This is a genomic window from Xanthomonas sp. F10 (genome assembly GCF_014206815.1).
Classification (GTDB): domain Bacteria; phylum Pseudomonadota; class Gammaproteobacteria; order Xanthomonadales; family Xanthomonadaceae; genus Xanthomonas_A; species Xanthomonas_A indica.
The window spans coordinates 2,328,613-2,352,875 of record NZ_JACHNP010000001.1 but is presented as its reverse complement, the minus strand read 5'-3'; the positions used below and the strand labels follow the sequence as shown (position 1 = coordinate 2,352,875).

20 protein-coding genes are annotated in these 24,263 nt (G+C 70.1%); 15 read left to right on the top strand and 5 right to left on the bottom strand.

Annotation, left to right across the window (positions count from 1 at the left end):
* Positions 1-149: 149 nt before the first annotated feature.
* Entirely contained in the window at positions 150-947 is a 798-nt protein-coding gene (locus FHR56_RS10245) for an SDR family oxidoreductase (RefSeq protein WP_160947658.1), read from the top strand.
* Positions 948-1,163: 216 nt separating this feature from the next.
* On the opposite strand, the gene FHR56_RS10240 is transcribed toward FHR56_RS10245, so the two are convergent.
* Positions 1,164-2,162 carry a LysR substrate-binding domain-containing protein gene (locus FHR56_RS10240; protein ID WP_160947659.1) on the bottom strand — a complete coding sequence of 333 codons (999 nt, stop codon included), beginning with the start codon at positions 2,160-2,162 and terminating at the stop codon, positions 1,164-1,166.
* Positions 2,163-2,314: 152 nt separating this feature from the next.
* Here FHR56_RS10240 and araD1 point away from each other — a divergent pair, with 152 nt between their 5' ends.
* From araD1 to FHR56_RS10200, 8 genes are all read left to right on the top strand, one after another.
* The gene (araD1, locus tag FHR56_RS10235; protein ID WP_160947660.1) at positions 2,315-3,334 is read left to right on the top strand and encodes an AraD1 family protein; all 1,020 of its coding nucleotides are present in this window, start codon (positions 2,315-2,317) and stop codon (positions 3,332-3,334) included.
* An 18-nt stretch (positions 3,335-3,352) separates the two neighbouring features.
* On the top strand, positions 3,353-4,792 hold the full coding sequence (locus tag FHR56_RS10230) for an aldehyde dehydrogenase family protein (RefSeq protein ID WP_160947661.1): 1,440 nt from the start codon (positions 3,353-3,355) through the stop codon (positions 4,790-4,792).
* 97 nt (positions 4,793-4,889) lie between these two features.
* The gene (locus FHR56_RS10225; RefSeq protein WP_160947662.1) at positions 4,890-5,882 is read left to right on the top strand and encodes an ABC transporter substrate-binding protein; all 993 of its coding nucleotides are present in this window, start codon (positions 4,890-4,892) and stop codon (positions 5,880-5,882) included.
* A gap of 10 nt (positions 5,883-5,892) precedes the next feature.
* Positions 5,893-7,404: a sugar ABC transporter ATP-binding protein gene (locus FHR56_RS10220; protein WP_160947663.1), complete on the top strand. Its 1,512-nt coding sequence runs from the start codon at positions 5,893-5,895 to the stop codon at positions 7,402-7,404.
* On the top strand, positions 7,401-8,456 hold the full coding sequence (locus tag FHR56_RS10215; protein WP_160947664.1) for an ABC transporter permease: 1,056 nt from the start codon (positions 7,401-7,403) through the stop codon (positions 8,454-8,456). The genes FHR56_RS10220 and FHR56_RS10215 overlap by 4 nt, the downstream gene beginning before the upstream one ends.
* Positions 8,453-9,475, top strand: coding sequence for a galactofuranose ABC transporter, permease protein YjfF (gene yjfF / locus FHR56_RS10210; protein WP_160947665.1), 1,023 nt, complete (start codon positions 8,453-8,455; stop codon positions 9,473-9,475). The genes FHR56_RS10215 and yjfF overlap by 4 nt, the downstream gene beginning before the upstream one ends.
* A gap of 45 nt (positions 9,476-9,520) precedes the next feature.
* Entirely contained in the window at positions 9,521-10,141 is a 621-nt protein-coding gene (locus tag FHR56_RS10205; RefSeq protein WP_160947666.1) for a glutathione S-transferase, read from the top strand.
* 97 nt (positions 10,142-10,238) lie between these two features.
* Positions 10,239-10,958 carry a hypothetical protein gene (locus FHR56_RS10200; RefSeq protein WP_160947667.1) on the top strand — a complete coding sequence of 240 codons (720 nt, stop codon included), beginning with the start codon at positions 10,239-10,241 and terminating at the stop codon, positions 10,956-10,958.
* 219 nt (positions 10,959-11,177) lie between these two features.
* Here the strand turns inward: FHR56_RS10200 and FHR56_RS10195 are convergent, their stop codons facing one another.
* On the bottom strand, positions 11,178-11,444 hold the full coding sequence (locus tag FHR56_RS10195; RefSeq protein WP_160947668.1) for a DUF2798 domain-containing protein: 267 nt from the start codon (positions 11,442-11,444) through the stop codon (positions 11,178-11,180).
* Positions 11,445-11,586: 142 nt separating this feature from the next.
* Between FHR56_RS10195 and FHR56_RS10190 the strand changes: the two genes are divergently transcribed.
* A complete protein-coding gene (locus tag FHR56_RS10190) occupies positions 11,587-12,519 on the top strand; it encodes a LysR family transcriptional regulator (protein ID WP_160947695.1) in 933 nt (310 codons plus the stop codon).
* A gap of 21 nt (positions 12,520-12,540) precedes the next feature.
* Here the strand turns inward: FHR56_RS10190 and FHR56_RS10185 are convergent, their stop codons facing one another.
* Entirely contained in the window at positions 12,541-13,809 is a 1,269-nt protein-coding gene (locus tag FHR56_RS10185; RefSeq protein ID WP_160947669.1) for a cation:proton antiporter, read from the bottom strand.
* 175 nt (positions 13,810-13,984) lie between these two features.
* Here FHR56_RS10185 and FHR56_RS10180 point away from each other — a divergent pair, with 175 nt between their 5' ends.
* The 4 genes from FHR56_RS10180 to FHR56_RS10165 all read left to right on the top strand — a co-directional run bounded on the left by FHR56_RS10180 (position 13,985) and on the right by FHR56_RS10165 (position 19,905).
* Positions 13,985-15,106 carry a membrane dipeptidase gene (locus tag FHR56_RS10180; protein WP_237473317.1) on the top strand — a complete coding sequence of 374 codons (1,122 nt, stop codon included), beginning with the start codon at positions 13,985-13,987 and terminating at the stop codon, positions 15,104-15,106.
* 186 nt (positions 15,107-15,292) lie between these two features.
* Positions 15,293-16,528, top strand: a complete 1,236-nt coding sequence (locus FHR56_RS10175) for a glycosyl hydrolase family 28-related protein (protein WP_160947670.1) — start codon at positions 15,293-15,295, stop codon at positions 16,526-16,528.
* Between the two features lie 555 nt (positions 16,529-17,083).
* Positions 17,084-19,147 (top strand): elongation factor G, encoded by a 2,064-nt coding sequence (gene fusA, locus FHR56_RS10170; RefSeq protein ID WP_160947671.1) that lies wholly within the window; start codon positions 17,084-17,086, stop codon positions 19,145-19,147.
* A gap of 275 nt (positions 19,148-19,422) precedes the next feature.
* Complete coding sequence (locus FHR56_RS10165; protein WP_160947672.1) at positions 19,423-19,905, top strand: hypothetical protein; 483 nt, start codon at positions 19,423-19,425, stop codon at positions 19,903-19,905.
* 311 nt (positions 19,906-20,216) lie between these two features.
* Here the strand turns inward: FHR56_RS10165 and FHR56_RS10160 are convergent, their stop codons facing one another.
* Complete coding sequence (locus FHR56_RS10160) at positions 20,217-21,740, bottom strand: alpha-L-arabinofuranosidase C-terminal domain-containing protein (RefSeq protein WP_160947697.1); 1,524 nt, start codon at positions 21,738-21,740, stop codon at positions 20,217-20,219.
* A gap of 456 nt (positions 21,741-22,196) precedes the next feature.
* Between FHR56_RS10160 and FHR56_RS10155 the strand changes: the two genes are divergently transcribed.
* The gene (locus tag FHR56_RS10155) at positions 22,197-23,261 is read left to right on the top strand and encodes an aldose epimerase family protein (protein WP_184502486.1); all 1,065 of its coding nucleotides are present in this window, start codon (positions 22,197-22,199) and stop codon (positions 23,259-23,261) included.
* Positions 23,262-23,371: 110 nt separating this feature from the next.
* On the opposite strand, the gene ccsA is transcribed toward FHR56_RS10155, so the two are convergent.
* Positions 23,372-24,166, bottom strand: a complete 795-nt coding sequence (gene ccsA, locus FHR56_RS10150) for a cytochrome c biogenesis protein CcsA (RefSeq protein WP_160947674.1) — start codon at positions 24,164-24,166, stop codon at positions 23,372-23,374.
* Positions 24,167-24,263: the final 97 nt, after the last annotated feature.

The following is a 24,263-nucleotide window of genomic DNA, read 5'->3' as shown; positions in this document are numbered from 1 at the left end:
CGCCGGGATCCGCCTTGTGCGCAAGCCGCCCCCGGATGCTTTACGCGGGGGATGCTAGCGGGCATATTGATACGTGAAAAATAGCAAATATCTTCGAATGGATATTTGTTTTCATATATCGAAATCCTATCCACCTAGAGCGAAACGGCATGGACAACTCGGCAAGCGCGGCGCCTTCCTCCCTCGGCAACGCAACCTACGGCAGCCTGCACGGGCGCCGCGTCTTCATCACCGGCGGTGGTTCCGGCATCGGCGCCGCACTGGTAGAGGCCTTCGCCGCGCAGGGCGCGCAGGTGGCCTTCGTCGATGTCGCGGCCGAGGCCAGCGCCGCGCTGGCTGAGCGCCTGGCCGCGGCCGGCCTGACCGCGCCGTGGTGGCGCCGCTGCGACGTCACCGACGTGGCCGCGCTGCAGGCGGCGATCGGCGACGCGGCGGCCGCGCTGGGCGATTTCCATGTGCTGCTCAACAACGTCGGCAGCGACGACCGCCATGCGCTGGAGGCGGTGACCCCGGAGTACTGGGAGCGCTGCGTGTCGATCAACCAGCGTGCGGCGTTCTTCGCCATCCAGGCGGTGGTGCCGGGCATGCAGCGGCTGGGCGGCGGTTCCATCGTCAACCTCGGCTCCACCGGCTGGCAGAGCAAGACCGGCGGCTACCCGGTGTACGCCACCGCCAAGTCCTCGGTGAACGGCCTGACCCGCGGCCTGGCCCGTGACCTGGGCGCGGCGCGGATCCGCATCAACGTGCTGACCCCGGGCTGGGTGATGACCGAGCGCCAGGTGACCCTGTGGCTGGACGAGGCCGGCGAGCGCGAACTGGCGCGCAACCAGTGCCTGCCGGACAAGGTGATGCCGGAGGACATCGCGCGCATGGCGCTGTTCCTGGCGTCGGACGAGGCGCGCGCGATCACCGCGCAGGAGTTCGTGGTGGACGGCGGCTGGACCTGAGCGGCGCAGCATTCCCACTTCGCGCGCGTCGCGGCTGAAGCCGCTCCTACAAGAACCGCGCCGGTACGGGCAAGAAGCATTGTGGGAGGGACTTCAGTCCCGACGCGATCGGCTGTCCTTGGGTGGTGGCAGGTGAGTCCCACACTGCGCGTCGCGGCTGAAGCCGCTCCTACAAAAGCCGTGCGCCGGTATGGCGGAAATGTTGTGGGAGGGACTTCAGTCCCGACGCGATTCACTGTCCGTCGGTGGCGACTGCGCGTCCACTGCCGCGGCGACGCCGTAGACCGCTGCGGCCGCCTCCTGCAGCGCCCGCAGCACGATCCGCGCGCCCGGCGACAGCAGCCAGTCGCGGCGGGTGATCAGGCCGAAGGCGTCCATGCGGCAGGACAGCGCCACCGGCACGATCGCCACGCTGCCGTGGTCGGCGAAATGCCGGGCCACGTCCTCCGGCACCACCGCCAGCGCGTCGCCGTGGCGCAGCAACTGCGGCAGCACCACCAGCGCCGAGGTCTCGATCACCCGCTTGGGCGCCTCCAGCCCGGCGTTCTGGAACATCAGTTCGAAGCGATGGCGCAGCACGCTGCCGTCCGGCGGCACGATCCACGGTGCCTCGGCCAGCACGGCCAGCGTCGGCGCCGGCGCCGTCAGCAGCGGATGGCCGGGGCGGGCGATGGCGCAGACCTTTTCCTCGGCCAGCGCCTGGTAGTGCAGATGGCGCTTGTCGTGCCGCGCGAACAGCCGCGCCACCACGATGTCGAGCTTGTTCTGCGCCAGGTGCTCCAGCAGCACGTCGCTGCCGTCCACGCGCAGGCTCACCCGCAGCAGCGGATGCTGCGCACCGACCTGGGCCAGCGCCGACGGCAGCAGGCTCATCGCCGGGCCGGCGATCGCGCCGACGCCGACGCTGCCGGCATAGCCGGCCTTCAGCGCCTCGATCTCGGCGCCGGCCTCGCCGAGGCTGGCCAGGGCGATGCGCGCGTGGCGGATCATCGCCTCGCCGTACCAGGTCGCGCGCATGCCGCGCGGCAGGCGCTCGAATAGCGGCACCGCCAGCATGTCCTCCAGGTCCTTGAGCAGCTTGGACGCGGCCGGCTGCGACATGTTCAAGGTCTCGGCGGCGCGGTGGATGTTGCCTTCCTCCTCGATCGCCAGCAGCAGCATCAATTGCCGGGTCTTCAGGCGGGCGCGGACGAACCAGGGCGGGGCAGCGGGCATGGCGCTTAGAAAGATACGAATGTTCGTATACCTTAAGCCAAAACCGATATTTGTTGCATATAGGTCGTCCGGCCAGAATAGGACCGGCGTATCGCGTCGCGCGGGTTCCGCGTCGCGCGCTGCGCGCCCGCATTCCGACAGGCGACCGATTCATGCGATTGATCCAGTTGCTCGATGACGCCGGCACGCCCGGCGTCGGCGTGGTGGAAGACGACGGTCGCCAGGTGCGGCTGTTGCGCGAGGTGGACTCCACCTACGCGCTGGCCAACGCGGCGCTGGCCGCCGGCAACAGCCTGGAGGCGCAGGCGCAGGCGCAGGCGCAGCAACTGCGCGGCGAGCGCGTGCTCGACTACGCCGCACTGCTGGCCGCCGGCCGTGTCCTGCCGCCGCTGACCCATCCGGACCCGGCGCATTGCCGGGTCACCGGCACCGGCCTGACCCACCTGGGCAGTGCCGCCACCCGCGACGCCATGCACCAGAACCTGCAGCAGCAGGCGGCGCAGGGCACGCTCACCGATTCGATGAAGATCTTCCAGCTCGGCGTGGACGGCGGCATCCCGCGCGACGGCCAGCCCGGCGCGCAGCCGGAATGGTTCTACAAGGGCGACGGCAGCAGCCTGGTCGCGCCGGGCGCGCCGCTGCCCTCGCCGGACTTCGCCCTGGACGGCGGCGAGGAGCCGGAACTGGTCGGGCTGTACGTGATCGGCGGCGACGGCGTGCCGTACCGGCTCGGCTTCGCGCTGGGCAACGAGTTCTCCGATCACGTCACCGAGCGCCAGAACTATCTGTACCTGGCCCATTCCAAGCTGCGCGCCTGCGCGGTCGGCCCGGAACTGCGCTGCGGCGCATTGCCGCGCGACCTGCGCGGACACAGCCGCATCCGCCGCGGCGATACGGTGATCTGGGAGAAGCCCTTCGTCACCGGCGAGGCCAATATGTGCCATTCGCTGGCCAATCTCGAGTACCACCATTTCAAGTACGCCGCGCACCGCGTGCCCGGCGACGTGCACCTGCATTTCTTCGGCACCGCCACGCTGAGCTTTGCCGACGGCGTGCAGGCGCAGCCCGGCGACCGCTTCGAGATCGAACTGGCCGAGTTCGGCGCGGCGCTGGTCAATCCCTTGCAGCGCGTCGACAGCGGATTCGCCTTGGGCGGCGTGCGCGCGCTGTAGAACCGCACGGAGGTAGGCATGACCCGACAGTTCCAGAGCTACCTCGACGGCCGCTGGGTGGCCGGCGACGACCTCGCCCCCGACGAGAATCCCTCCGACCTGTCGTCCCCGGTCGGCGAAGCCGGCCGTGTCGACGCGGCCACGGTGCGCGAGGCGATCGCCGCGGCCAATGCGGCGCAGTCGGCGTGGGCCGCGAGCACCCCGCAACAGCGCGCCGATGCGCTGGACGCGGTCGGCAGCGAGATCCTGGCGCGCAAGCAGGAGCTGGGCGCGCTGCTGGCCTCGGAAGAGGGCAAGACCTTGCCGGAGAGCATCGGCGAGGCGGCGCGTGCCGGGCAGATCTTCAAGTTCTTCGCCGGCGAGGCCCTGCGTATTCCCGGCGAGACGCTGGCCTCCACCCGGCCCGGGGTCAACGTCGAGATCACCCGCGAGCCGGTCGGCACGGTCGGCATCATCGCGCCGTGGAATTTCCCGCTGGCGATCCCGGCGTGGAAGATCGCGCCGGCGCTGGCCTACGGCAACACGGTGGTGTTCAAGCCCGCGGAGATCGTGCCCGGCTGCGCCTGGGCGCTGGCCGAGATACTCAGCCGCGCCGGCCTGCCCAATGGCGCGTTCAACCTGGTGCTCGGCAGCGGCAGCACGGTCGGCCAGGCGCTGGTCGGCGAGCGCGGCATCGATGCGCTGAGCTTCACCGGCTCGGTGCCGACCGGCAACCGGCTGCTCAAGCAGGCCGCCGAGCGCGGGCTGAAGATCCAGTTGGAGATGGGCGGCAAGAATCCGCTGGTGGTGCTGGCCGATGCCGACCTGGACCTGGCGGTGGAGATCGCGGTCAACGGTTCCTATTTCTCCACCGGCCAGCGCTGTACCGCATCGAGCCGGCTGATCGTCGAACGCGCGGTGCACGACGACTTCGTCGCGCGCCTGCGCACGCGGCTGGCCGCGCTGAAGATCGGCCATGCGCTGGAGCCGGGCGTGGACATCGGCCCGGTCGCCAGCGCCAGCCAGTTCGAACAGGACCGCGACTACCTGCGCATCGCCCGCGAGGAAGGCGCCGAACTGCTCTACGGCGGCGAGGCGCTGGAGTGTGCGCACCGTGGTTACTACCTGCGCCCGGCGCTGGTCGCCGCGCAGCCGCAGCACCGCATCGCCCGCGAGGAAGTGTTCGGCCCGGTCGCCGCGGTGCTGGTGGCCGACGACTACGAACACGCGTTGGCCCTGGCCAACGACACCGAATTCGGCCTGTGCGCCGGCATCGCCACGCGCTCGCTGAAGTACGCCACGCATTTCAAGCGGCACGCGCAGGCGGGCATGGTGATGGTCAACCTGCCCACCGCCGGCGTCGACCCGCACGTGCCGTTCGGCGGACGCAAGGCGTCCAGCTACGGCCCGCGCGAGCAGGGCCGCTATGCGGTGGAGTTCTACACCACGGTCAAGACTGCCTATACGTCCGCACCATGAACTGATCGAACCAACGCACGCCGGCCTGGGAGGGTGGGCGGCGCGTCGCGGCCTCCGAGCCCGTCCGCCGCCAGCGTGCCATCAATGAGGAGGGGCTATGCAGAAGCACACGTCGGGAATGCGGGCGCTGGGAATCGCGGCACTGCTGGGCATGGCGCTGGCCGCCTGTTCCGGCGGCGGCAAGGACGCGGGCGAGGCGTCGGGATATCTCACGGTCGGCTTCAGCCAGGTCGGCGCCGAGAGCGAATGGCGCACCGCCAACACCGCCTCGATCAAGCAGGCCGTCGCCGATGCCGGCATGAAACTGAAGTTCTCCGACGCGCAGCAGAAGCAGGAGAACCAGATCAAGGCGCTGCGCTCTTTCATCGCCCAGCGCGTGGACGTGATCGCGTTTTCGCCGGTGGTGGAGTCGGGCTGGGAGACGGTGCTGCGCGAGGCCAAGGCCGCCAATATCCCGGTGGTGCTCACCGACCGCGCGGTGAAGGTGTCCGACGACAGCCTCTACGTCACCCTGATCGGCTCGGACTTCGTCGAGGAAGGGCGCAAGGCGGCGCGCTGGCTGGTCGAGCGTTCGCCGCTGAAGGACGGCGACAAGCCGGTGCGCATCGTCGAACTGCAGGGCACGGTGGGCTCGGCGCCGGCGATCGATCGCATGAAGGGCTTCAAGGAGATCATCGCGGCGCATCCGCGCTTCCAGATCGTGCGCTCGCAGAGCGGCGACTTCACCCGCGCCAAGGGCAAGGAAGTGATGGAGGCGTTCCTGAAGGCGGAAGGGCGCAACATCGACGTGCTCTACGCGCACAACGACGACATGGCGATCGGCGCGATCCAGGCGATCGAGGAAGCCGGGCTGAAGCCGGGCAAGGACATCCTGGTGATCTCGGTGGATGGAGTGAAGGGCGCGTTCGAGGCGATGCAGGCGGGCAAGCTCAACGTCACCGTCGAATGCAATCCGCTGCTCGGCCCGCAACTGGTGCAGGCCATCCGCGACCTCAGGGCCGGCAAGCCGCTGCCCAAGCGCATCGTGGTCGAGGAGTCGGTGTACACCCAGGACCAGGCCGCGGCCGAACTGCCCAAGCGCAAGTACTGAGGGCGCGCGCATGCATCCGCTGGTGCTGGAGGCGCAGGGACTGAGCAAGGCCTACGCTGGCGTGGCCGCGCTGGAGGACGTGGCGCTGCGCCTGCGCGGCGGCGAGATCCACGCGCTGATGGGCCAGAACGGCGCCGGCAAGTCGACGCTGATCAAGCTGCTCACCGGGGTGACGGCGGCCGATGCCGGGCGCATCGCGCTGGACGGCGCGCTCGTCGCGCCGGCCTCGCCGCAGCAGGCGCAACGCCTCGGCATCAGCACCGTGTACCAGGAAGTGAACCTGTGCCCGAACCTGTCGGTAGCCGAGAACCTGTTCGCCGGCCGCTATCCGCTGCGCGGCTGGCCGCGGCGCATCGACTGGCGCCGGGTCGAGCGCGAAGCCGAGGCTAGCCTGCAGCGCCTCGGCATCGTCGTCGACGTGCGCCGCGCGCTGGGCAGCTATCCGGTGGCGGTGCAGCAGATGGTGGCGATCGCGCGCGCGGTCGGCGTGTCGGCGCGGGTGCTGATCCTCGACGAACCCACCTCCAGCCTCGACGAAGGCGAGGTGGCCGAGCTGTTCCGGGTGATGCGTGCGCTGCGCGAGGCCGGCATGGCGATCCTGTTCGTCACCCACTTCCTGGACCAGGTGTACGCGGTGGCCGACCGCATCAGCGTGCTGCGCAACGGTCGCCTGGTCGGCGAATACACGCCGGCGGAATTGCCGGCGCCACAACTGGTCGCGGCGATGGTCGGCCGCGCGCTCGATCCCGCCACTGCGGCCGCCGCCGCGGTACGCGCAGCGGCGCCCGAGGACGCGGCGCCGCTGCTGCAGGCGCAGGGCCTGGGCCGGCGCGGCCAGCTGCAGCCGGTCGATCTGCACGTGTGCCGCGGCCAGGTGCTGGGCCTGGCCGGCCTGCTCGGCGCCGGCCGCACCGAACTGGCGCGGCTGCTGTTCGGGCTGGACCGTGCCGATCGTGGTCGCGTGGCGATCGACGGCCGCGCCGTGGCGCTGCGCGGCCCGCCCGACGCGATCGCCCACGGCCTGGCGCTGTGCCCGGAAGAGCGCAAGACCGAGGGCATCGTCGCCGAGCTGTCGGTGCGCGAGAACATCGTGCTGGCGCTGCAGGCGCGCATGGGTCTGCGCCGGTTCCTGGCGCCGGCCGAGCAGGTGCGCATCGCGCAGGGCTACGTGGACGTGCTGGGCATCAAGACCGCCAGCCTGGAGACGCCGGTGGGGCTGCTGTCCGGCGGCAACCAGCAGAAGGTGGTGCTGGCGCGCTGGCTGGCGACGCGGCCGCGGCTGCTGATCCTCGACGAACCCACCCGCGGCATCGACATCGCCGCCAAGCAGGAGATCATGACCCGGATCCTGGCCTTGGCCCGCGAGGGCATGGCGGTACTGTTCATCTCCGCCGAGGTCGCCGAGATCGCGCGCATCGCCGACCGCATCGCGGTGCTGCGCGAACGCCGCCTGGTCGGCGAGCTGCCCGGCGGCTGCGGCGAGCGTGCGATCTTCGACCTGATCGCCGGGAGTGCGGCATGAGCGCCGCCGCCACGCCCGACACCACCGTGCCGCGCTGGCCGGCGCGGCTGCGTGCGCACCCGTTGTTCTGGCCGCTGGCGACGCTGGCGGTGCTGCTGCTCGGCAACGGCCTGTTCGACCCGGGTTTCCTGAGCCTGCAATGGCGCGACGGCCACCTGTACGGCAGCCTGGTCGACATCGGCAACCGTGCCGCGCCGCTGGCGCTGGTGGCGATGGGCATGACCCTGGTGATCGCGGTGCGCGGGCTGGACATCTCCGTCGGCGCGGTGGTGGCGATCGCCGCGACGGTGGCGGCCTGGATGATCGGTGGCGGCGAACACAGCCGCTTCCCGCTGTGGGCGGTGCTGCTGGCGCCGCTGCTGGTGGCGGCGCTGTGCGGGCTGTGGAACGGGCTGCTGGTGGTCAAGGTCGGCATGCAGCCGATCATCGCCACGCTGATCCTGATGGTGGCCGGGCGCGGCATCGCGCAACTGATCGGCGACGGGCAGATCCTGACCATCTACTACCCGCCGTACTTCTACCTCGGCAATGGCTTCCTGCTCGGCCTGCCGTTCGCCTTGTTCGTGGTCGCCGCGGTGTTCGTGGCGTTGCAACTGCTGCTGGGGCGCACCGCGCTGGGGCTGTTCGTGCGTGCGATCGGGCACAACCCGCGGGCGGCGCGAGTGGCGGGCGTGCGGGCGCGGCTGATCGCCGTGCTGTTGTACGTGTTCTGCGCGTTCAGCGCCGGCCTGGCCGGGTTGCTGATCAGCTCCAACGTCAAGAGCGCCGACGCCAACAACGCCGGGCAGCTGATGGAGTTGGATGCGATCCTCGCGGTCACCCTCGGCGGCACGCTGCTCGATGGCGGCCGCTTCAGCCTGGCCGGCAGCGTGATCGGCGCGCTGATCATCCAGACCCTGACCGCGACCATCTACGCGTTCGGCGTGCCGGCGCAGGTCACCATGCTGATCAAGGCGCTGCTGGTGTTCGCGGTGATGCTGCTGCAGTCGCCGGCCTTCCGCGCCAACCTGCGCGGCTGGATCAAGCGGCCGCCGCCGCAGGTGCGGCCATGAGTGCGGCGGCACCGCGCCTGGCCGGCTCCGGCCTGCGCAAGGTGGGCATGCTGCAGGGCGCGCGTTTGCCGCTGGCGATCACCGTGGCGCTGTTCGTGGCCATGCTCGCGGCCGGCGGCGTGCTCTACGACGGCTTCCTGGCGCCGCAGGTGCTGGCCAATCTACTGATCGACAACGCCTTCCTGTGCATCGCCGCGGTCGGCATGAGCCTGGTGATCCTCAGCGGCGGCATCGACCTGTCGGTGGGTGCGGTGCTGGCCTTCGCCACGGTGCTGTCGGCGTCCCTGGTCGAGCGCCATGGCTGGTCGCCGCTGGCGGCGATCCCGCTGGTGCTGCTGCTCGGCAGCGCGTTCGGCGCCGGCATGGGCCTGCTGATCCAGCGCTACCGTCTGCAGCCGTTCGTGGTGACCCTGGCCGGCATGTTCCTGGCGCGCGGCGCCAGCACGCTGATCAGCGTCGATTCGATTCCGATCACCGACCCGCTGTACACCGCGATCGCGCAGGTGCGGCTGCCGCTGGGCGGTGGCGCCTCGCTGTCGGTCGGTGCGCTGATCGCACTGGCGATGGTGGCGCTGGGCATGTGGCTGACCCAGTGCACCCGCTTCGGCCGCTGCGTGTACGCCCTCGGCGGCAGCGAGGCCTCGGCGCGGCTGATGGGCCTGCCGGTGGAGGCGACGCAGGTGCGCGTCTACGCCTTCAGTGGCTTCTGCTCGGCGCTGGCCGGGGTGGTATGCACGTTCTACATGCTGTCCGGCTACAGCCTGCACGCGCAAGGCCTGGAGCTGGACGCCATCGCCGCGGTGGTGATCGGCGGCACCCTGCTGGCCGGCGGCAGCGGCTACGTGATCGGCACCTTGTTCGGCGTGCTGATCCTGGGCGCGATCCAGACCCTGATCGTGTTCGACGGCACGCTCAGCTCGTGGTGGACGCGCATCGTGATCGGCGGCCTGCTGCTGCTGTTCTGCCTGCTGCAGCGGCTGCTGACCCGGCGCCTGCCGGACGCCGCGATGGGCGATTGAGCGGCGCGGCGGCGTAGAATTGCCCGACCCAACGGGAGCGTCGACATGCTGAAGATCTGGGGCCGGCACAATTCGAGCAACGTGCGCAAGGTGCTGTGGTGCGCCGAGGAGATCGGCCTGGCCTACACCTCCATCGAGGTTGGCGGCGCGTTCGGCGGCAACGATGCACCGGCCTATCGCGCGCTCAATCCCAACGGCCTGGTGCCGGCGATCGAGGACGATGGCCTGGCATTGTGGGAATCCAACGCCATCGTGCGTTACCTGGCCGCGCGCTACGCCCCGGGCACGCTGTATCCGCAGGATCCGGCGTTGCGCGCGCAGGGCGACAAGTGGATGGACTGGACCACCTCGCGCTTCGCCGGTGTCTTCCGCGATCTGTTCTGGGGCGTGCTGCGCACCGCGCCCGAGCAGCGCTACGCCGCCCGGATCGCCGCCGCGCTGGACCAATCGGCCGCGCTGTTGCACACCGCCGACGCTGCGCTGGCGCAGCAACCGTGGCTGTCGGGCGAGCACTTCGCGATGGGCGACATCCCGCTCGGCAGCTTCGCCTACGCCTGGTTCGAGATGCCGATCGAGCGCCCGGCGCTGCCGCACCTGCAGGCCTGGTACCAGCGCCTGCAGCAGCGCCCGGCCTACCGCAAGGGCGTGATGACAGCGCTGACCTGAATCGCGGCGGTCATGGCCGACGCGTCGTCGCGGCGGCGGCCATGCCGGTGAACTGCTCGCGCATGTGATTCCATCTGACGGCAAGGAGCCGCCTCCCTTGATCGAGCCTCCCAAGATCGTGCTCTGCATTCCCGGGCCATGGCCGGATCGCACCGACCTGCTGGCGCGCATCGTCCAGGACAGCGGCGGCTACCTGTTCGCCGGGCAGGTGCTGATGCACATGGACAGCGGCCAGGCATGCGAACTGCAGCACGAGCCGTACGATGCACGCATGGCCGACGCGTTCGCCGCCGCCGGACCGCACTGGCGCGGTTCCGCGGACATGGCGCGCATCGGCACGCATGCGTCCGTCGTCTACCTCATCGGTGCCGGCGGTTCGCGGGTGCGTGCCGAGACGATGATGCGCGCGGCTGCGGCGTTGCTGGACGCCGGCGGCCTGGGGGTCAAGGTGGAAAGCAGCGGCGTTGCCCACAGCCCGGCCGACTGGCGCCAGTTGTGCGTGGACCTGTCGCTGGGCAGTGCCCATCGCGCCTATGTGCTCAACATCACCGGCGAGCAGGTGCATTCCTGCGGCATGCACCAGTTCGGCATGAAGGACGCGATCGTCGCGGCGCAGGCGGCATCCGATCCGGTCGGCCTGCTGCACACCTTCACCTGCTACCTGTTCAACGAAGCGCCCGACGTGCGCGAGGGCCACACCTTTGCCGTCGCGCACGGCGCGCCGCGCTATCGGCTCCAGGCCGAGGCCAGCAGCCAGTTCCAACCCGGCGATCTGTTCGCCAATCCCTATGGGCTGTGGCGGCTGACGCCGTTGTAAGCGGGCGCGTCGCTTCCCTGTGGAGCGGCTTCAGGCCGTGGCTAACGAGGATGGGAAGCGTGCTGCAGGAGCGACTTTCGCCGCGATGGGCTCGAGCGGACACGCCCCGCCGCGGCCCAAGCCGCTCCCGCACCCTGCATCCGCTCGGTTGCGGCGCAGCGGAGATCGGATGTGGCACTTCAGTCGCTGTCGCGCTGCAACGACGCCAGCCACCACCGCTCAGCGCGGCGAATGCACGGTCGCCGCCACCAGCCGCATCACCAATGGCCGTACCACCAGGATGCAGCAGAACGCGGTCGGCATCGCCAGCCGGTACGCGTCGAGCACGCGCTGTACATAGTCCTCGCCGAGTCCGGCATTGGCCGCGGTGATCACCAGACACATCAGCATGGCCATGATCGCGGCCATGTAGAAGGCGAAGACGAAGGGCGTGGTGCGGACGTCCAGCTTCGGGCGGCTGGGCGTTGCGCTGTCGAAATCCTGCATGAGCGATGCCTCGGTGGTCGTTGCGGCCTGGCGGCGCGGGAGGCGGCACGTTAGCAAGGCGCCTGCAGGGTCGGTAGGCGCGGGCGGCTTGCGACTTTGTAAACTGCAACTTACGAATGCATCGCGTATAGCTGCTCGTACAGTGAACCTTCTCCAGTCCATCCGCAGCTTCATCCACACCGCCGAGGCCGGCAGCGTCGCCGGCGGCGCCAAGGCCCTGGGCGTGAGTGCGGCGGCGGTGAGCCAGAACATCGCGCGCCTGGAAGCGCACCTGGGCGTGCGCCTGCTCAACCGCACCACGCGCAGCCTGGCGCTGACAGAGCGCGGCGCGCTGTACCTGGCGCAAGTACGGCAGGTGGAGCAGGATCTGGAGCGTGCGCGGCGATCGGTCGCCGACCCGCAGGCGGCACCGGAAGGACGGCTGCGCGTGGCCAGCACCGCTGCGTTCGGGCGGCACGTGCTGGCGCCGCTGCTGCCATCGCTGGCGGCGCGATACCCACGCCTGTCGATCGAACTGCTGAGCGCCGATCATCGCGTCGACCATGCGCAGGAGGGGGTGGACGTGAGCATTCGCATCGAACCGCAACTGCAGGATGGTCTGGTCGCGCGCTGCATCGCTGCGGTGCCGTTCGTGTTCTGTGCGGCCCCGCAGTACCTGGCGCGCGCCGGCACGCCGACGGCGCCGGAGCAACTAAAGCACCACGCCTGCCTGCTGCTGCGTTGGCCGGTGGATGGTCGCTATCTGCGCTGGGGCTTTGTCCGCGACGGGCTGCGCTTCGATGCGGAGGTGACAGCGGCGCTCGTCGGTGACGACATCGATGCGCTCGCTAGCATGGCGGCCGCCGGCGGCGGCATCACCCGGCTTGCGACGTTCGTGGCGCAGCCCTACCTGCAGCGGGGCGCCTTGCGCGCCTTGTTCGAAGACACCGCCGCCGGCGCGGCCAGCCCCATTCCCGAACCGATGCGGCTGTACCTGTGTGTGGCCGACCGCCACGACTTCACCCCGAAAGTGCGCGCCCTGCAGGAGCACCTGATCGCCGGGCTACCGCCCGCGTGGCGCGTGCCTGCTGCGTAGGCGCAGGCCGCAGGCATCGCGCTACGACCGGCCGCCGGCCACCGCCGGCGCCGCCTCGCCCGCATCGACACGGCGCATCACCCAGTTGAACAGCGGCGTCGCCATCAGCGTGGAGGTGATGGCCATCAGCACCAGGATCGAGAACAGGCCCTGTTCGATCACCCCGGCCTGCAGGCCGATGTTGATGATGATTAGCTCCATCAGGCCGCGCGCGTTCATCAACGCGCCGATCGCCATCGCATTGCGGTTGTTCTCGCCGCTGAGCCGTGCCGCGCCCCAGCAGGCGATGCCCTTGCCCAGGAACGAGGCCAGCAGCACCACGCCGGCGGCCAGCAGGATCTGCGGATCCAGCAGCACGCTCAGTTCGGTCTTGAGGCCGGAGAAGGTGAAGAACATCGGCAGCAGGAACACCACCACGAACGGCTGCAACTGCTCGCGCAGCTTCTCGGTCAGCGCGCCCTTGGGCAGGCAGGCGCCGAGCAGGAAGCCGCCGAACACCGCGTGGATGCCGATCGCATCCATCGCCCAGGCGCTGGTGCAGAACAGCATCAGCACCACCGCCAGCACGCCGGCGCTCAGCGGCTGGTCGGGGCGCACGTGGTCCGCCAGGCGGCGCAGCCAGTGGCGGCCGACCAGCAGCATGAACAGCGCATAGCCCACGCCGCCGCCGATCGCCAGATAGGCGCTGCCCCAACTGCCGCCGAAGCTGGCCAGCACCACCGCCAGGATGCACCAGGCCGCGGCGTCGTCGACCGCGCCGGCGGTCAGCGCCAGGGTGCCCAGCGGGCTGCCGGTGAGGCCGCGCTCGTGGATGATCCGCGCCAGCATCGGGAACGCGGTGATGGCGATGGCCGCGCCCAGGAACAGCGAGGCCTCCAGCAGCTTGGTCTTGGTCGAGAACAGCCCCGGCACGTGCAGCAGCCACGGCGCCAGCACGAACGCCAGCACGAACGGCACGGCGATGCCGGCCAGCGACACGCCCATCGCGCTGCGGTAGCGCGTGCGGAAGTGGTCGCCGCGGAAATCGGTGCCGACCAGGAACATGTACAGGCCCACGCCGAACTGCGCGGCCACGTACAGCATGTCCATCGTCGGCTTGGGAAACAGCGCCTGCTGCAGGTCCGGCAGCAGCGCGCCGAACAGCGATGGCCCCAACGCGACGCCGGCGATCATCTCGCCGACCACCTGCGGCTGGCCCAGGCGCCTGGCCAGCAGGCCGACCAGGCGGCACACCAGCAGGATCACCGCCGCCTGCAGGAAGAAGTACACCGACATCTGCGGGGTGGTCATGGGCGGCCGTCCTGGAAGTGTCGGCGGATGATAGGAGGCCGGGGCCGCGAAATCCATGCGGGCGCCGCTTCACGTGGTGGGCGGGGCGGGTTCGCGGTATGGCGCCTCGCGCGCGCATCGCGCATGCTCGTCACCCGTGCGGACCGACACCGCAGGACGCACCGGGGAGCGAGCGATGAGCAAGGGATGGACGCGGCGGCAATGCCTGGGCGCCGGTGCGGCGGGCGCAGTGGCCGGTTTGCTGCCAGGGGCGGTCATCGCCAGCGCCGCCGCTGCCGATGCCGATGCGCTGTACCGGCACGCGCTGGTGCTCGATGCCAATGCCCTGGCCTCGATCGGGCAGGTGTTCGAGGGCGCGGATGCGCCGCAACTGCTGCAGCAACTCCGCGACTCCGGCGTGTCGGCGTTGAAGACCACGCTGGGCGGTGCGGCTGGCGACTTCGAGGCCGCCGTGCAGGACATCGCTGCCGCGCAGGCGCTGGTCGAGCGTTATCCGCAGCACGTCCTCAAGGTGCTGCGACCGGCCGACCTGCGCCGCGCCAAGCGCGAGGGGCGCGTCGCGCTGATCTTCTCCTTCGAGTCGGCGGCGATGCTGGAGGACAAGCCCGCGCGCATCGATCTGTTCCGCCAGCTCGGCGTGCGGGTCATGCAACTCACCTACAACCGCACCACGCCGTTCGGCGTCGGCTGCCTGGACGGCGAGACCGGCGGCGTCACCGCGCTCGGCCGCGACGCGATCGCGCGCATGAACCGGCTCGGGGTGGCGCTGGATCTGAGCCATTCCAACCTGCAGACCACCCGCGACGGCATCGCCCTGTCGCAGCGCCCGCCGGTCATCACCCACGCCGGCTGCGCCGCGGTGTTCGCGCATCCGCGCAACAAGCAGGACGCCGAGCTGCGCGCCCTGGCCAGCAAGGGTGGGGTGATGGGCGTCTACATGCTGCCGTTCCTGACCGAGGACAGCCGCCAACCACAGCTGGCCGACTACATGCGCCACCTGCAGCACGCGCTGGACGTGTGCGGCGAGGACCATGTCGGCATCGGCACCGACTCGCTGTTTTTCCCGATCACCGAGCAGGACCGGCACGCGTTCGAGGCGGACCTGGTGCAGCGCCGCCGCGACGGCATCGGCGCCCCGGGCGAGAACCGGCTGCCCTATCTGCCCGACGCCAATACCCCGCGCAAGCTCGAACGCGTCGCCGACGCACTGCTGCGCCGGGGGTACAGCGCCCGCGTCGCCGACAAGGTGCTGGGCCTGAACTTCGAACGGGTCTTCGGCGAGATCTGGAACGTGTGACCCCGACCGACCCCGGACAGCGCATCGCTGCCTCCGGCATGATCGCCGTCGCTGGCCGGTGCAGGCTGAAACTTTTTTCGGATCACATGCGCTGCCGCCGATGCGGCTTCTTCAGCAGCCCCCTTTTCACCAAGACGAGAGATGGACATGCAACAGCATTCGAATGGACAGCGGCCCGCGGCGGGAATGTCGCGCCGTGATTTTTCCCGCTTCATGGGCCTTGGCGGCATGGCCGGGGTGGCCGCGCTCGCCGGCGTGGACGTCGCCGGCGCCAACACCAACACCAACACCACGCAGGCAGCGGCAACATCGTCCGCCATCGTCAACGTCAAGGATTTCGGCGCGGTCGGCGATGGTGCCAGCAACGACCAGCCGGCGATCCAGGCGGCCCTGGACAGCGTGGGTACCGATGGCGGCTACGTGTTCTTTCCCGCGGGCTCCTATCGGGTGGACGCGCCGCTGTTCGTGAAGAGCAAGGTCAACAGCGCGGCCGGTTTCGTGGTGGCCGGCGCGGGGCAGAACTGCGCCATTCGCGCCGGCGACAACTTCCCGGCCAACGTGGCCCTGGTCTACGTGCTCGGCGGCAATGCCGCACTGTTCGACCTGGGGCTGGATGGCATGAACCGCGCGCAGAACGGCGTGGAGTACGCGTACTCCGCACCGGATCGTCCGGACGACCGCACCATCCTGATCCGCGGCGTGGCGTTCTCGCGGTTCCTGTCCAACGGCTTCCACTGCGTCGGCGGCGAGGGCTACCAGATCCGCGAGTGTTTCTTCAATTCCATCGGCGACTACGCGGTCTACAACCGCGACGGTGGCATCAATTCGTTCGTCGAGGGCAACTACATGCTCGGCTGCGGGGGCGTCTATCTGGGGTCGACGTCGGCGCAGCCGGAAGGGGTCAGGATCGTCAACAACACCATTCTCGCCTCCGCCGGTTCGGGCATCGGCGTCTACGTCGACCGCGGCATGGAGATCAACATCTCGCACAACGTGATCGACCAAGTCAAGGTGGCCTCGGTGCAGGTCACCAACAACAGCTCCTACGTCAAATGCATCGGCAACTGGCTGTCGGGGCAACCCGGCACGGTGGTGTGCTCGTTGAGCCAGGACGCCAACTCGATCACCTTCGCCGACAACACCTTCGAAGGCGGCGACTTCCAGTTGTCGGTGGTCTCCGACACCGTTGGCCGCATCCACGACATCACCGTCCACAACAACATCTTCAACAACACGCGCGACACCGCGATGTTCTTCAACAACATCTCCAGAGTCAGCATCATCGGCAACCATTGCCGCTCAAGCGGCAAGGAATCGCTGTTCTGGGGTGGCGGCCAGTACGGCGTGGCGATGGGCAACGTGCTCTGGAAGGGCCCGAACGCCGCTGCCGGCTTGGTACAGAACACCAACATCGGGTGGTGATGCGCGCATCGCGCCGGTGCCGGCAGGCCCTCTGCCGCACCGGCGCGACGATTCGAAGCGGTGCGAGCGGAATGTTCCGCCCCATGGCGCCGGAGGGGCATACGGCAGTAGGTCCGTGCGGCGTCGGCATTGAGTGCATGCGCGCCAGCGTTGCACGCACCGCCTCCGAGCGTTCCAGCGGCGCCGCGCCGCCCGCATTGACCGGGCCCTCGCACAGGTTCAGACTTGTCGCCCTTATTCGCACCCATCGTCACGCCGCCATGCCGTACGCACCGCTGCTGATATTGCCCAACGCCCTGCGCGTCAGCGCAGGCCGGGTGCGCCTGCCTGAAGGAATGGACGACGCCGTGCGCTGACGCCGGCCATCGCCGGTCCGCCGCAGACAAGCACCCGATGGGTGCTTTTTTTATGCCTTTTTTTCGCTGTTCCACCGTTCCGACACGCCAAGGAGAACGTGCCATGCACTACGCCGCCGAACCCGAACCCTAGCCGCATGCCCGCCTCGCCAACCGGGGCATGCGGCTTCCCCAGTGTTGGCAATGCGGAACCTCTCTCATGAACACGAACACCCTTTCCCGCTGGCGCAACCTCGGCATCATCGCCCACATCGACGCCGGCAAGACCACCCTCACCGAACGCCTGTTGTGGGCTGCCGGTGCGATCCATCGTCTCGGCGAAGTCCACGATGGCGCCGCCACCACCGACTTCTCGGACATCGAACGCGCGCGCGGCATCAGCATCGGCGCGGCCGCGGTGCAGGTGCAGTGGGCGCCCGCCGGGCAGCCGACGCATCGCCTGACCCTGATCGACACCCCCGGGCACATCGATTTCGCGATCGAGGTGGAACGCTCGCTGCGCGTGCTCGACGGCGCGGTCGCGGTGTTCTCCGCGGTCGACGGCGTGCAGCCGCAATCCGAGACCGTGTGGCGGCAGGCGCGTCGCCACGGCGTGCCGATGCTCGCGTTCGTCAACAAGATGGACCGTGCCGGCGCGTCGTTCGACGGCGTGCTGGCGCAGTTGCGCAGCAAGCTCGACGCGACGGTCTGGGCGGTCGGCGTGCCGTTGCCGGGCGACTCCGGCTTCGACGGCTGGAGCGACCTGGTCGGCGGCCGCCTGCTGACCTGGGACGACGAGGGGCAGCTGCACACGCGCGCCTGGCATGCCGAGGAGGCAGCCGCGTTCGCGGAGGCGCGCGAGCAGTTGATCGCTGCGGTGGCCGAGCACGACGAGGCGCTGGCGCAGGCCTATCTCGAGGAGCGCGCGATCGACGCCGAGCTGCTGCGCGGCGCCTTGCGCCGGGCCACCCTGGCCGGCGCCGGCGTGCCGGTGCTGGCCGGGTCGGCGTTCAAGCGCAAGGGCATCGAGCCGTTGCTGGACGCGATCGTCGACTGGTTGCCGTCGCCGCTGGACCGCCCGCCGGTGGCTGCGCGGGCCGACGCCGACGGCGATGCCGATGGCGAAGGCGGACACGAGACGTTGCTGGCGCCGGATCCGTCCGGCCCGCTGGCGGCGCTGGTGTTCAAGTTCGCGCATACCGCGCAGGGCCCGCTGGCGTTCGTGCGCGTGTACTCGGGGACCTTGCGCGTCGGCGACACGGTGTGGACCTCGCATGCCCGGCGTCCGCGCCGGGTCGGGCGGCTGGCGGTGGTGCAGGCGCAGCGGACCCACGACGTGGCGCAGGCCGAGGCCGGCGAGATCGTCGCCGTGCTCGGCTGGAAGGACGCGGTCAGCGGCGAGACGCTCAGCGGCGTGCAGGCGCGGTGGGTGCTGGAACGCATCCGCACGCAGCCGCCGGTGCTGGCGTGGCGGCTCGGCGCGGCCAATGCGGCCGAGCTGGTGCGGCTGGGTCAGGGCCTGGCGCGGCTGGCGCAGGAGGATCCGTCCTTCCGCGTCGACAGCGATCCGGAGACCGGCGAGGCGGTGATCTGGGGCATGGGCGAGTTGCACCTGGAGGTGATGGTGGAGCGCTTGCGCAGCGAGTGGCACGTGGACGTGCGCACCGGTGCGCCGCGCGTGGCCTACCAGGAAACGCCGCGTGCGGCCGCGCTGGGCGTGGCCGCACGGCTGTCCAAGCAGAACGGCGGCCAGGGCCAGTTCGCGCAGGTGGTGCTGGATGTGCTGCCGCGCGCGGACGGCGCGGTGATCTTCGCTGACCGCAGCCGCGGCGGCGTCGTGCCGAAGGCCTTCGTCGCCGCCACCGAGAAGGGCGCGCGCGCGGCACTGGCGCAAGGCCCGCTCGGTCATCCTGTGGTCGGTGTGGAGGTGGTGCTGGTCGATGGCCAGGCGCATGCGGTGGATTCGTCGGACCTGGCGTTCCAGCGCGCGGCGTCGGACGCGGTGAAGGCGGCGCTGGCGCAGGTCGGCACGCAGTTGCTGGAGCCGGTGATGGCGGTGGCGATCGACACGCCCGCGCACAGCGTCGGCGATGTGCTCGGCGATCTGCAGCGGCGCGAGGGACGCGTGGTGGCGATCGAAGAGCGTGGGGCCCGTGCCGAGGTCGTGGCGCAGGCGCCGCTGGCGCAACTGCAGGCCTATGCCACTGCGTTGCGCTCGCTGACCCAGGGACGGGCATCGGCGAGCATGACCTTCGACGGCTATGCGCCGGTCAAGGCCGCGTGAGCCGGATTGCCATCCGGCAATGCGGCAGGAGGACGAGGAGCCGGTTCGCCGGCTCCTCTTTTTTGCGCGGCAAGCAACACCGCGACGCGGTCGCCAAGCGGGCGTGGACGGCGCTGGCGATCCTCACGGATCACGTGTCCACTGCGGTTCCTGTGCAGTATCCGCGCCCACTTGGTGACGGCGCGCGACCGTTTTGTTCGCCACGCGTATGCCCAGTGCTTGCGTCCGCGTCGCGAACCGGGCTTCATAGCCGGCCCCGATCGCCGGAGCCGCCCATGCATCGCCGTCTTGCCCTCCTGACCCTGCTTGCCCTGTCGCCGGCGCTCGCCGCGGCGCAGCCGCCGGCATGTGCGACGCCGCTGCAGATGGCCGAACGCCTGTACAAGGCGCGCGATTTCTACTGGCAGCCGCAGAACCTGGACGGCTTGCTGACGCCGGCCTTCGCGCACGCGTTGCAGGCCGACCAGCGCTGCGCCGCACGCGAGGGCGTGTGCCGGCTGGACTTCGATCCGTGGACCAGCGCGCAGGACGGCGAGATCCAGGGCGCGCCGACCTTCACCCTGGTCTCGGGCGGTTCGCAGGCCACCGTGGTGGAGGTGCGCATGGACTACCGGCTCGCGCTCGGCGGCCGCGCGGCGCGGGCGCGCTCGGTCAAGATCGAGTTGCAGCGCCGCGGCAACGGTTGCTGGGCGGTCAGTGACCTGGTCGCACCGGACGGGCAGTCGCTGTTCGCGCTGCTGACCGATCCGGAGGACTAGCGCGGAGGAGGTCGCGCCGCCCAGGACTCCAGCCCTCTGGTGGGAGCGGGGCGAGTGCGCCGTGCGCATGGGAGCAGTTCGCCCTCACTGGCAGGGAGGTGAGGGATGCGTTGGCAGGTAGCTCTCCCTCGCGTGCGCCTTCGAGCGGCGACTTGGGACTGGGATGGATGTGCGGCGCGGACCGACCCTCACCCCAACTCCTCTCCCGGGGGGGGAGAGGGGCCAGGAGCGCGCACCGCGTGTACGTCGTGGCATGCATCCAGGGTCTGCTGCGCGACGCAGCAGGGGGAGGGCGCGACAGTAGCCTGCGACTACTGCAGCTTCAGCATCACGATCGCCTTGGCCGGCAGCGCCACCTGCAACGTATCGCCGCGCACGTGGGCGCCGTCGAACGCGGCCGGGCGCACCGCCTGCGGCTGGGCGAACGTGTTGAGCGCGTCGATGGTCGGGGCGGTCAGGATCTGGCCGCTGACGCCGCGCGCCTGCAAGCCGTCGACCTGGACCGCGACGTTGGCGCTGCGGTTGGGGTCCAGATTGGTCAGCGCCACGTAGACGTGCCCGTCCTTGGCCCGCACGGCCGAGCCGTGCACCGCCGGCACCGTGTAGCCGGCATGCCGATAGTCCGGCGTGCCGATCTGCAGCGGCAGCGCGGTCGCGTCCTGGTACGGCTTGTACAGCATGAAGACGTGATAGGTCGGCGTGAGCAGCATCTTGTCGCCGTCGGTGAGGATCATCGCCTGCAGCACGTTGACCATCTGTGCGATGTTGGCCATGCGCACGCGGTCGGCATGCTGGGCGAAGATGTCCAGGTTGAGCGAGGCCACCAGCGCGTCGCGCAAGGTGTTCTGCTGGCGCAGGAAACCCGGGTTCACGTCCGGAAGGCCCTTGTACCAGGTGCCCCATTCGTCGACCACCAGCGCGACCTTCTTGTCCGGGTCGTACTTGTCCATGATCGCGCTGTGCTTGGTGATCAGCTCGTCCATCAGGAGGGTGCGCGACAGCGTCTCGATCCAGGCCGCCTCGTCGAAGCTGGTGGAGGAGGCGCGCGGCGGCCAGCCGCCGGGGATGGTGTAGTAGTGCAGGCTGAGGCCGTCCATGAACTTGGTGGCCTCGCGCATCATCACCTCGGTCCAGTGATAGTCGGCATCGCTGGGGCCGGGTGCGATCTTCATGATCTTCTGGTTGGCCGGCGCCTTGACGAAGGTCTGGTAGCGGCGGAACACGTCGGCGGCGTATTCGGCGCGCATGTTGCCGCCGCAGCCCCACAGCTCGTTGCCGACGCCGAAGAACGGCACCTTCCACGGGTCCTGGCGGCCGTTGCGGCGGCGCTGTTCGGCCAGGGTCGAGCGCGTGGGCGCGGTCATGTATTCCACCCACTGCGCCATCTCGTCCGGCGCCGCGTCGCCGACGTTGCCGGCGACGTAGGCTTGCGTGCCGAGCAGTTCGGTGAAGTCCATGAACTCGTGGGTGCCGAAGCTGTTGGGTTCCTCCACGCCGCCCCAGTGGGTGTTGACGCTGGTCGGGCGCTGGCTGCGCGGGCCGATGCCGTCGCGCCAGTGGTACTCGTCGGCGAAGCAGCCGCCCGGCCAGCGGATGTCCGGCACGTCCAGTGCCTTCAGCGCGGCGACCACGTCGTTGCGGTAGCCGCGGGTGTTGGGGATCTTCGAGTCCGGGCCCACCCAGACGCCGCCGTAGATGCCGGTGCCGAGGTGCTCGGCGAACTGCCCGAACAGGTGGCGCGACACCGTGGGGCCAGGGCGGTCGGCGCGCAAGGTGCCGCGCACCTCGACGTCGGCGGCCTGCGCCAGCGTGGCGGCCAGTGCCAGGCCGAGCATCGCGGCGATCAGCGGCAGCCGCCGCCACCGCACCGCACGCTGCTTCAGGAAACGGGGCGAACGCATCGGGAACTCCTTGTCGGGTAGGCGCGCCGTCGCCAGCGCTGCGTGGGAGTGACGGCCGGCACGCGGCCTCGGTGTAGCGCTGAGGGGATGTCCCGTCCAGGGAGGCAATCCGGGCGATCGCGTCCGCGCCGCTCGGTACGGTGTGCCTGGTTCCCCTGTCCATCCCCCGGCCCGAGCATAAAAGACACGCCGACGGCGGACCAATGCCCAAATGCGCCGCCGCCATATCGGAATTGCAATGCGCGGCGTGGTGCCGCAGCGGGTGCGTCGCGCGAATGTGCGCGCTATCGCACAGCGCAGCGCCGATGCTCGCGTGTCGATGGCCGTGCCGCGCCATCGCTGGTTATGCTGCGGGCCCCGCGCATGCGCACACCGACTCCAGGCCCCTGCATGTCCTCGCTCTTCGGTCATCTTCCCGACGGTACTGCCATCCAGCGCGTGGTCCTGGACAGCGGCGACGGCCTGCGTGCCGAACTGCTGACCTACGGCGGCCTGTTGCGCAGCCTGCGCCTGCACGGCATGCATGGCGAAACCGACCTGGTGCTGGGGCTGCCGACGCTGCAGGACTATCTGCAGGATCCGGCCTACCTGGGCGTGCTGGTCGGGCGCTTCGGCAACCGCATCGCCGGCTCGGCTTTCGCCATCGATGGCCGGCACTACGCGGTCACCGCCAACGAGGGCGCCAATCACCTGCATGGCGGCGCGCAGGGCTTCGGCCGCCGGGTGTGGACGGTGCTGGCGCAGACCGAGCGCACGCTGCAGTTGCGCTACGACTCGCCGGCCGGCGAGGAGGGCTACCCGGGCAACGTCGCGGTGGAGGCGACCTACCGCGTCGACGGCCGCTGCCTGAGCGTCGAATTCGTCGCGCACACCGATGCGCCGACCCCGCTCAATCTCACCCATCACCCCTATTTCAACCTGGCCGGCGACGCCGCGGTGCCCGCCGCGGCACAGTGGCTGCGGGTGCCGGCCGATCGCTACCTGCCGGTGCGCGACGCGGCGCTGCTGCCGCGTGGCGACGTCGCCACGGTGGCCGGCACGCCGTTCGATTTCCGCCAGGCGCGCGCCATCGCCGACAAGGACATCGCCGCCGATCCGCAGCTCTCGCTCAGTGCCGGCTACGACCACTGCCTGGTGCTGGCCGACGGCCACGATTGCACCGCGCTGCTGTATTCGCCGCACAGCGGCGTGGCCATGCGCATCGCCAGCCCGATGCCGGCCGTGCAGCTGTACGAGGGCCAGGGCCTGGACCGGCAGCACCCGACGCTGGGGCGCGGCATCTGCCTGGAGCCGCAGGGTTACCCGGACGCGCCGAACCACCCAGACTTCCCGGACAGCGTCCTGCGCCCCGGCGAGGTCTACCGGCACCGCATCGCCTACCACTTTGCCGAAGTCGGCCGCGGCGCTGACTGGACGGCAGTGGAGGCGGCGCTGACGGGGCAGGGCCATGGTTGATGCGTGAGATCTTGTAGGAGCGGCTTTAGCCGCGACCGGGCATTCCTAGGAACGCCCGGTCGCGGCTAAAGCCGCTCCTACAAAACATGCGCTGCGCCAGGCTGGGCGGACTACTGCGCGTGCCCCAGCACCAGCTCGATCACGAACTTGCTGCCGAAGAACGACAGCAACAGGAGCACCATTGCCGCCAGGGTCCAGTGCACCGCCTTGACTCCGCGCCAGCCGTAGCGCCAGCGGCCGAACAGCAGCGCACCGAACACGATCCACGACAGCACGCTGAGCACGGTCTTGTGCACCAGCCGCTGCGCCAGGAAATCCTGCACGAACAGCACCCCGGTCAGCAGGGTCAGGGTCAGCAGGATGAAGCCGACCACGATGGTGCGGAACAGCAGCGTCTCCAGCGCGGTCAGCGGCGGCAGCGCGCGCAGCCAGGGATGGAAGTCGCGGCGCCGCAGCGCGCGTTCCTGCAGCCACAGCATCACCGCCAGCAGGGCGGCGATGCCCAGCGTGGCGTAGGCCAGCAGCGCCAGCCAGGCATGCAACTGCAGTCGCCAGTCCAGCACCGGCGCCGGCTCGTGGCCATAGCCGTGGTAGGCCAGCAGCAGCGCCGCCGACAGCGGGAACACCACCACGCCCAGTGCGGCCATGCGCCCGCTGGCGCCGACCAGCGTGGTCATCAGCGCCATGCCCAGGCTGACCAGCGACAGCGCGGCGAAGAAATGCATGTCCGGGCCGCCGGCGGTGTGCAGGGCGACCTGCACGTGGTAGCCGGCGTGCAGCGCCACCGCCGGCAGTGCCGGCCACAGCCAGGCGCGGCTGCGGTCCACCCGGTCGCGCACCACCGCGGCGATCAGCAGGCCGGTGGCGGCCAGGTACAGCAGGGTGGCGAGGACGGTGATGAGCATCGCGGCAGTTTCGCATATCGGACAGGCCGCCGTGACGGCCGCGGCAGGGATCGGCGGCGCGCCCGGCTATAATCGACGGCCGTTTCCCGCTCGCGAC

Coding starts and splice junctions, on each gene's coding strand:
- FHR56_RS10245 (WP_160947658.1), top strand. CDS start 150: ATGGACAACTCGGCAAGCGCGGCGCCTTCCTCCCTCGGCAACGCAACC.
- FHR56_RS10240 (WP_160947659.1), bottom strand. CDS start 2,162: ATGCCCGCTGCCCCGCCCTGGTTCGTCCGCGCCCGCCTGAAGACCCGG.
- araD1 (WP_160947660.1), top strand. CDS start 2,315: ATGCGATTGATCCAGTTGCTCGATGACGCCGGCACGCCCGGCGTCGGC.
- FHR56_RS10230 (WP_160947661.1), top strand. CDS start 3,353: ATGACCCGACAGTTCCAGAGCTACCTCGACGGCCGCTGGGTGGCCGGC.
- FHR56_RS10225 (WP_160947662.1), top strand. CDS start 4,890: ATGCAGAAGCACACGTCGGGAATGCGGGCGCTGGGAATCGCGGCACTG.
- FHR56_RS10220 (WP_160947663.1), top strand. CDS start 5,893: ATGCATCCGCTGGTGCTGGAGGCGCAGGGACTGAGCAAGGCCTACGCT.
- FHR56_RS10215 (WP_160947664.1), top strand. CDS start 7,401: ATGAGCGCCGCCGCCACGCCCGACACCACCGTGCCGCGCTGGCCGGCG.
- yjfF (WP_160947665.1), top strand. CDS start 8,453: ATGAGTGCGGCGGCACCGCGCCTGGCCGGCTCCGGCCTGCGCAAGGTG.
- FHR56_RS10205 (WP_160947666.1), top strand. CDS start 9,521: ATGCTGAAGATCTGGGGCCGGCACAATTCGAGCAACGTGCGCAAGGTG.
- FHR56_RS10195 (WP_160947668.1), bottom strand. CDS start 11,444: ATGCAGGATTTCGACAGCGCAACGCCCAGCCGCCCGAAGCTGGACGTC.
- FHR56_RS10185 (WP_160947669.1), bottom strand. CDS start 13,809: ATGACCACCCCGCAGATGTCGGTGTACTTCTTCCTGCAGGCGGCGGTG.
- FHR56_RS10180 (WP_237473317.1), top strand. CDS start 13,985: ATGAGCAAGGGATGGACGCGGCGGCAATGCCTGGGCGCCGGTGCGGCG.
- FHR56_RS10175 (WP_160947670.1), top strand. CDS start 15,293: ATGTCGCGCCGTGATTTTTCCCGCTTCATGGGCCTTGGCGGCATGGCC.
- fusA (WP_160947671.1), top strand. CDS start 17,084: ATGAACACGAACACCCTTTCCCGCTGGCGCAACCTCGGCATCATCGCC.
- FHR56_RS10165 (WP_160947672.1), top strand. CDS start 19,423: ATGCATCGCCGTCTTGCCCTCCTGACCCTGCTTGCCCTGTCGCCGGCG.
- FHR56_RS10160 (WP_160947697.1), bottom strand. CDS start 21,740: ATGCTCGGCCTGGCACTGGCCGCCACGCTGGCGCAGGCCGCCGACGTC.
- FHR56_RS10155 (WP_184502486.1), top strand. CDS start 22,197: ATGTCCTCGCTCTTCGGTCATCTTCCCGACGGTACTGCCATCCAGCGC.
- ccsA (WP_160947674.1), bottom strand. CDS start 24,166: ATGCTCATCACCGTCCTCGCCACCCTGCTGTACCTGGCCGCCACCGGC.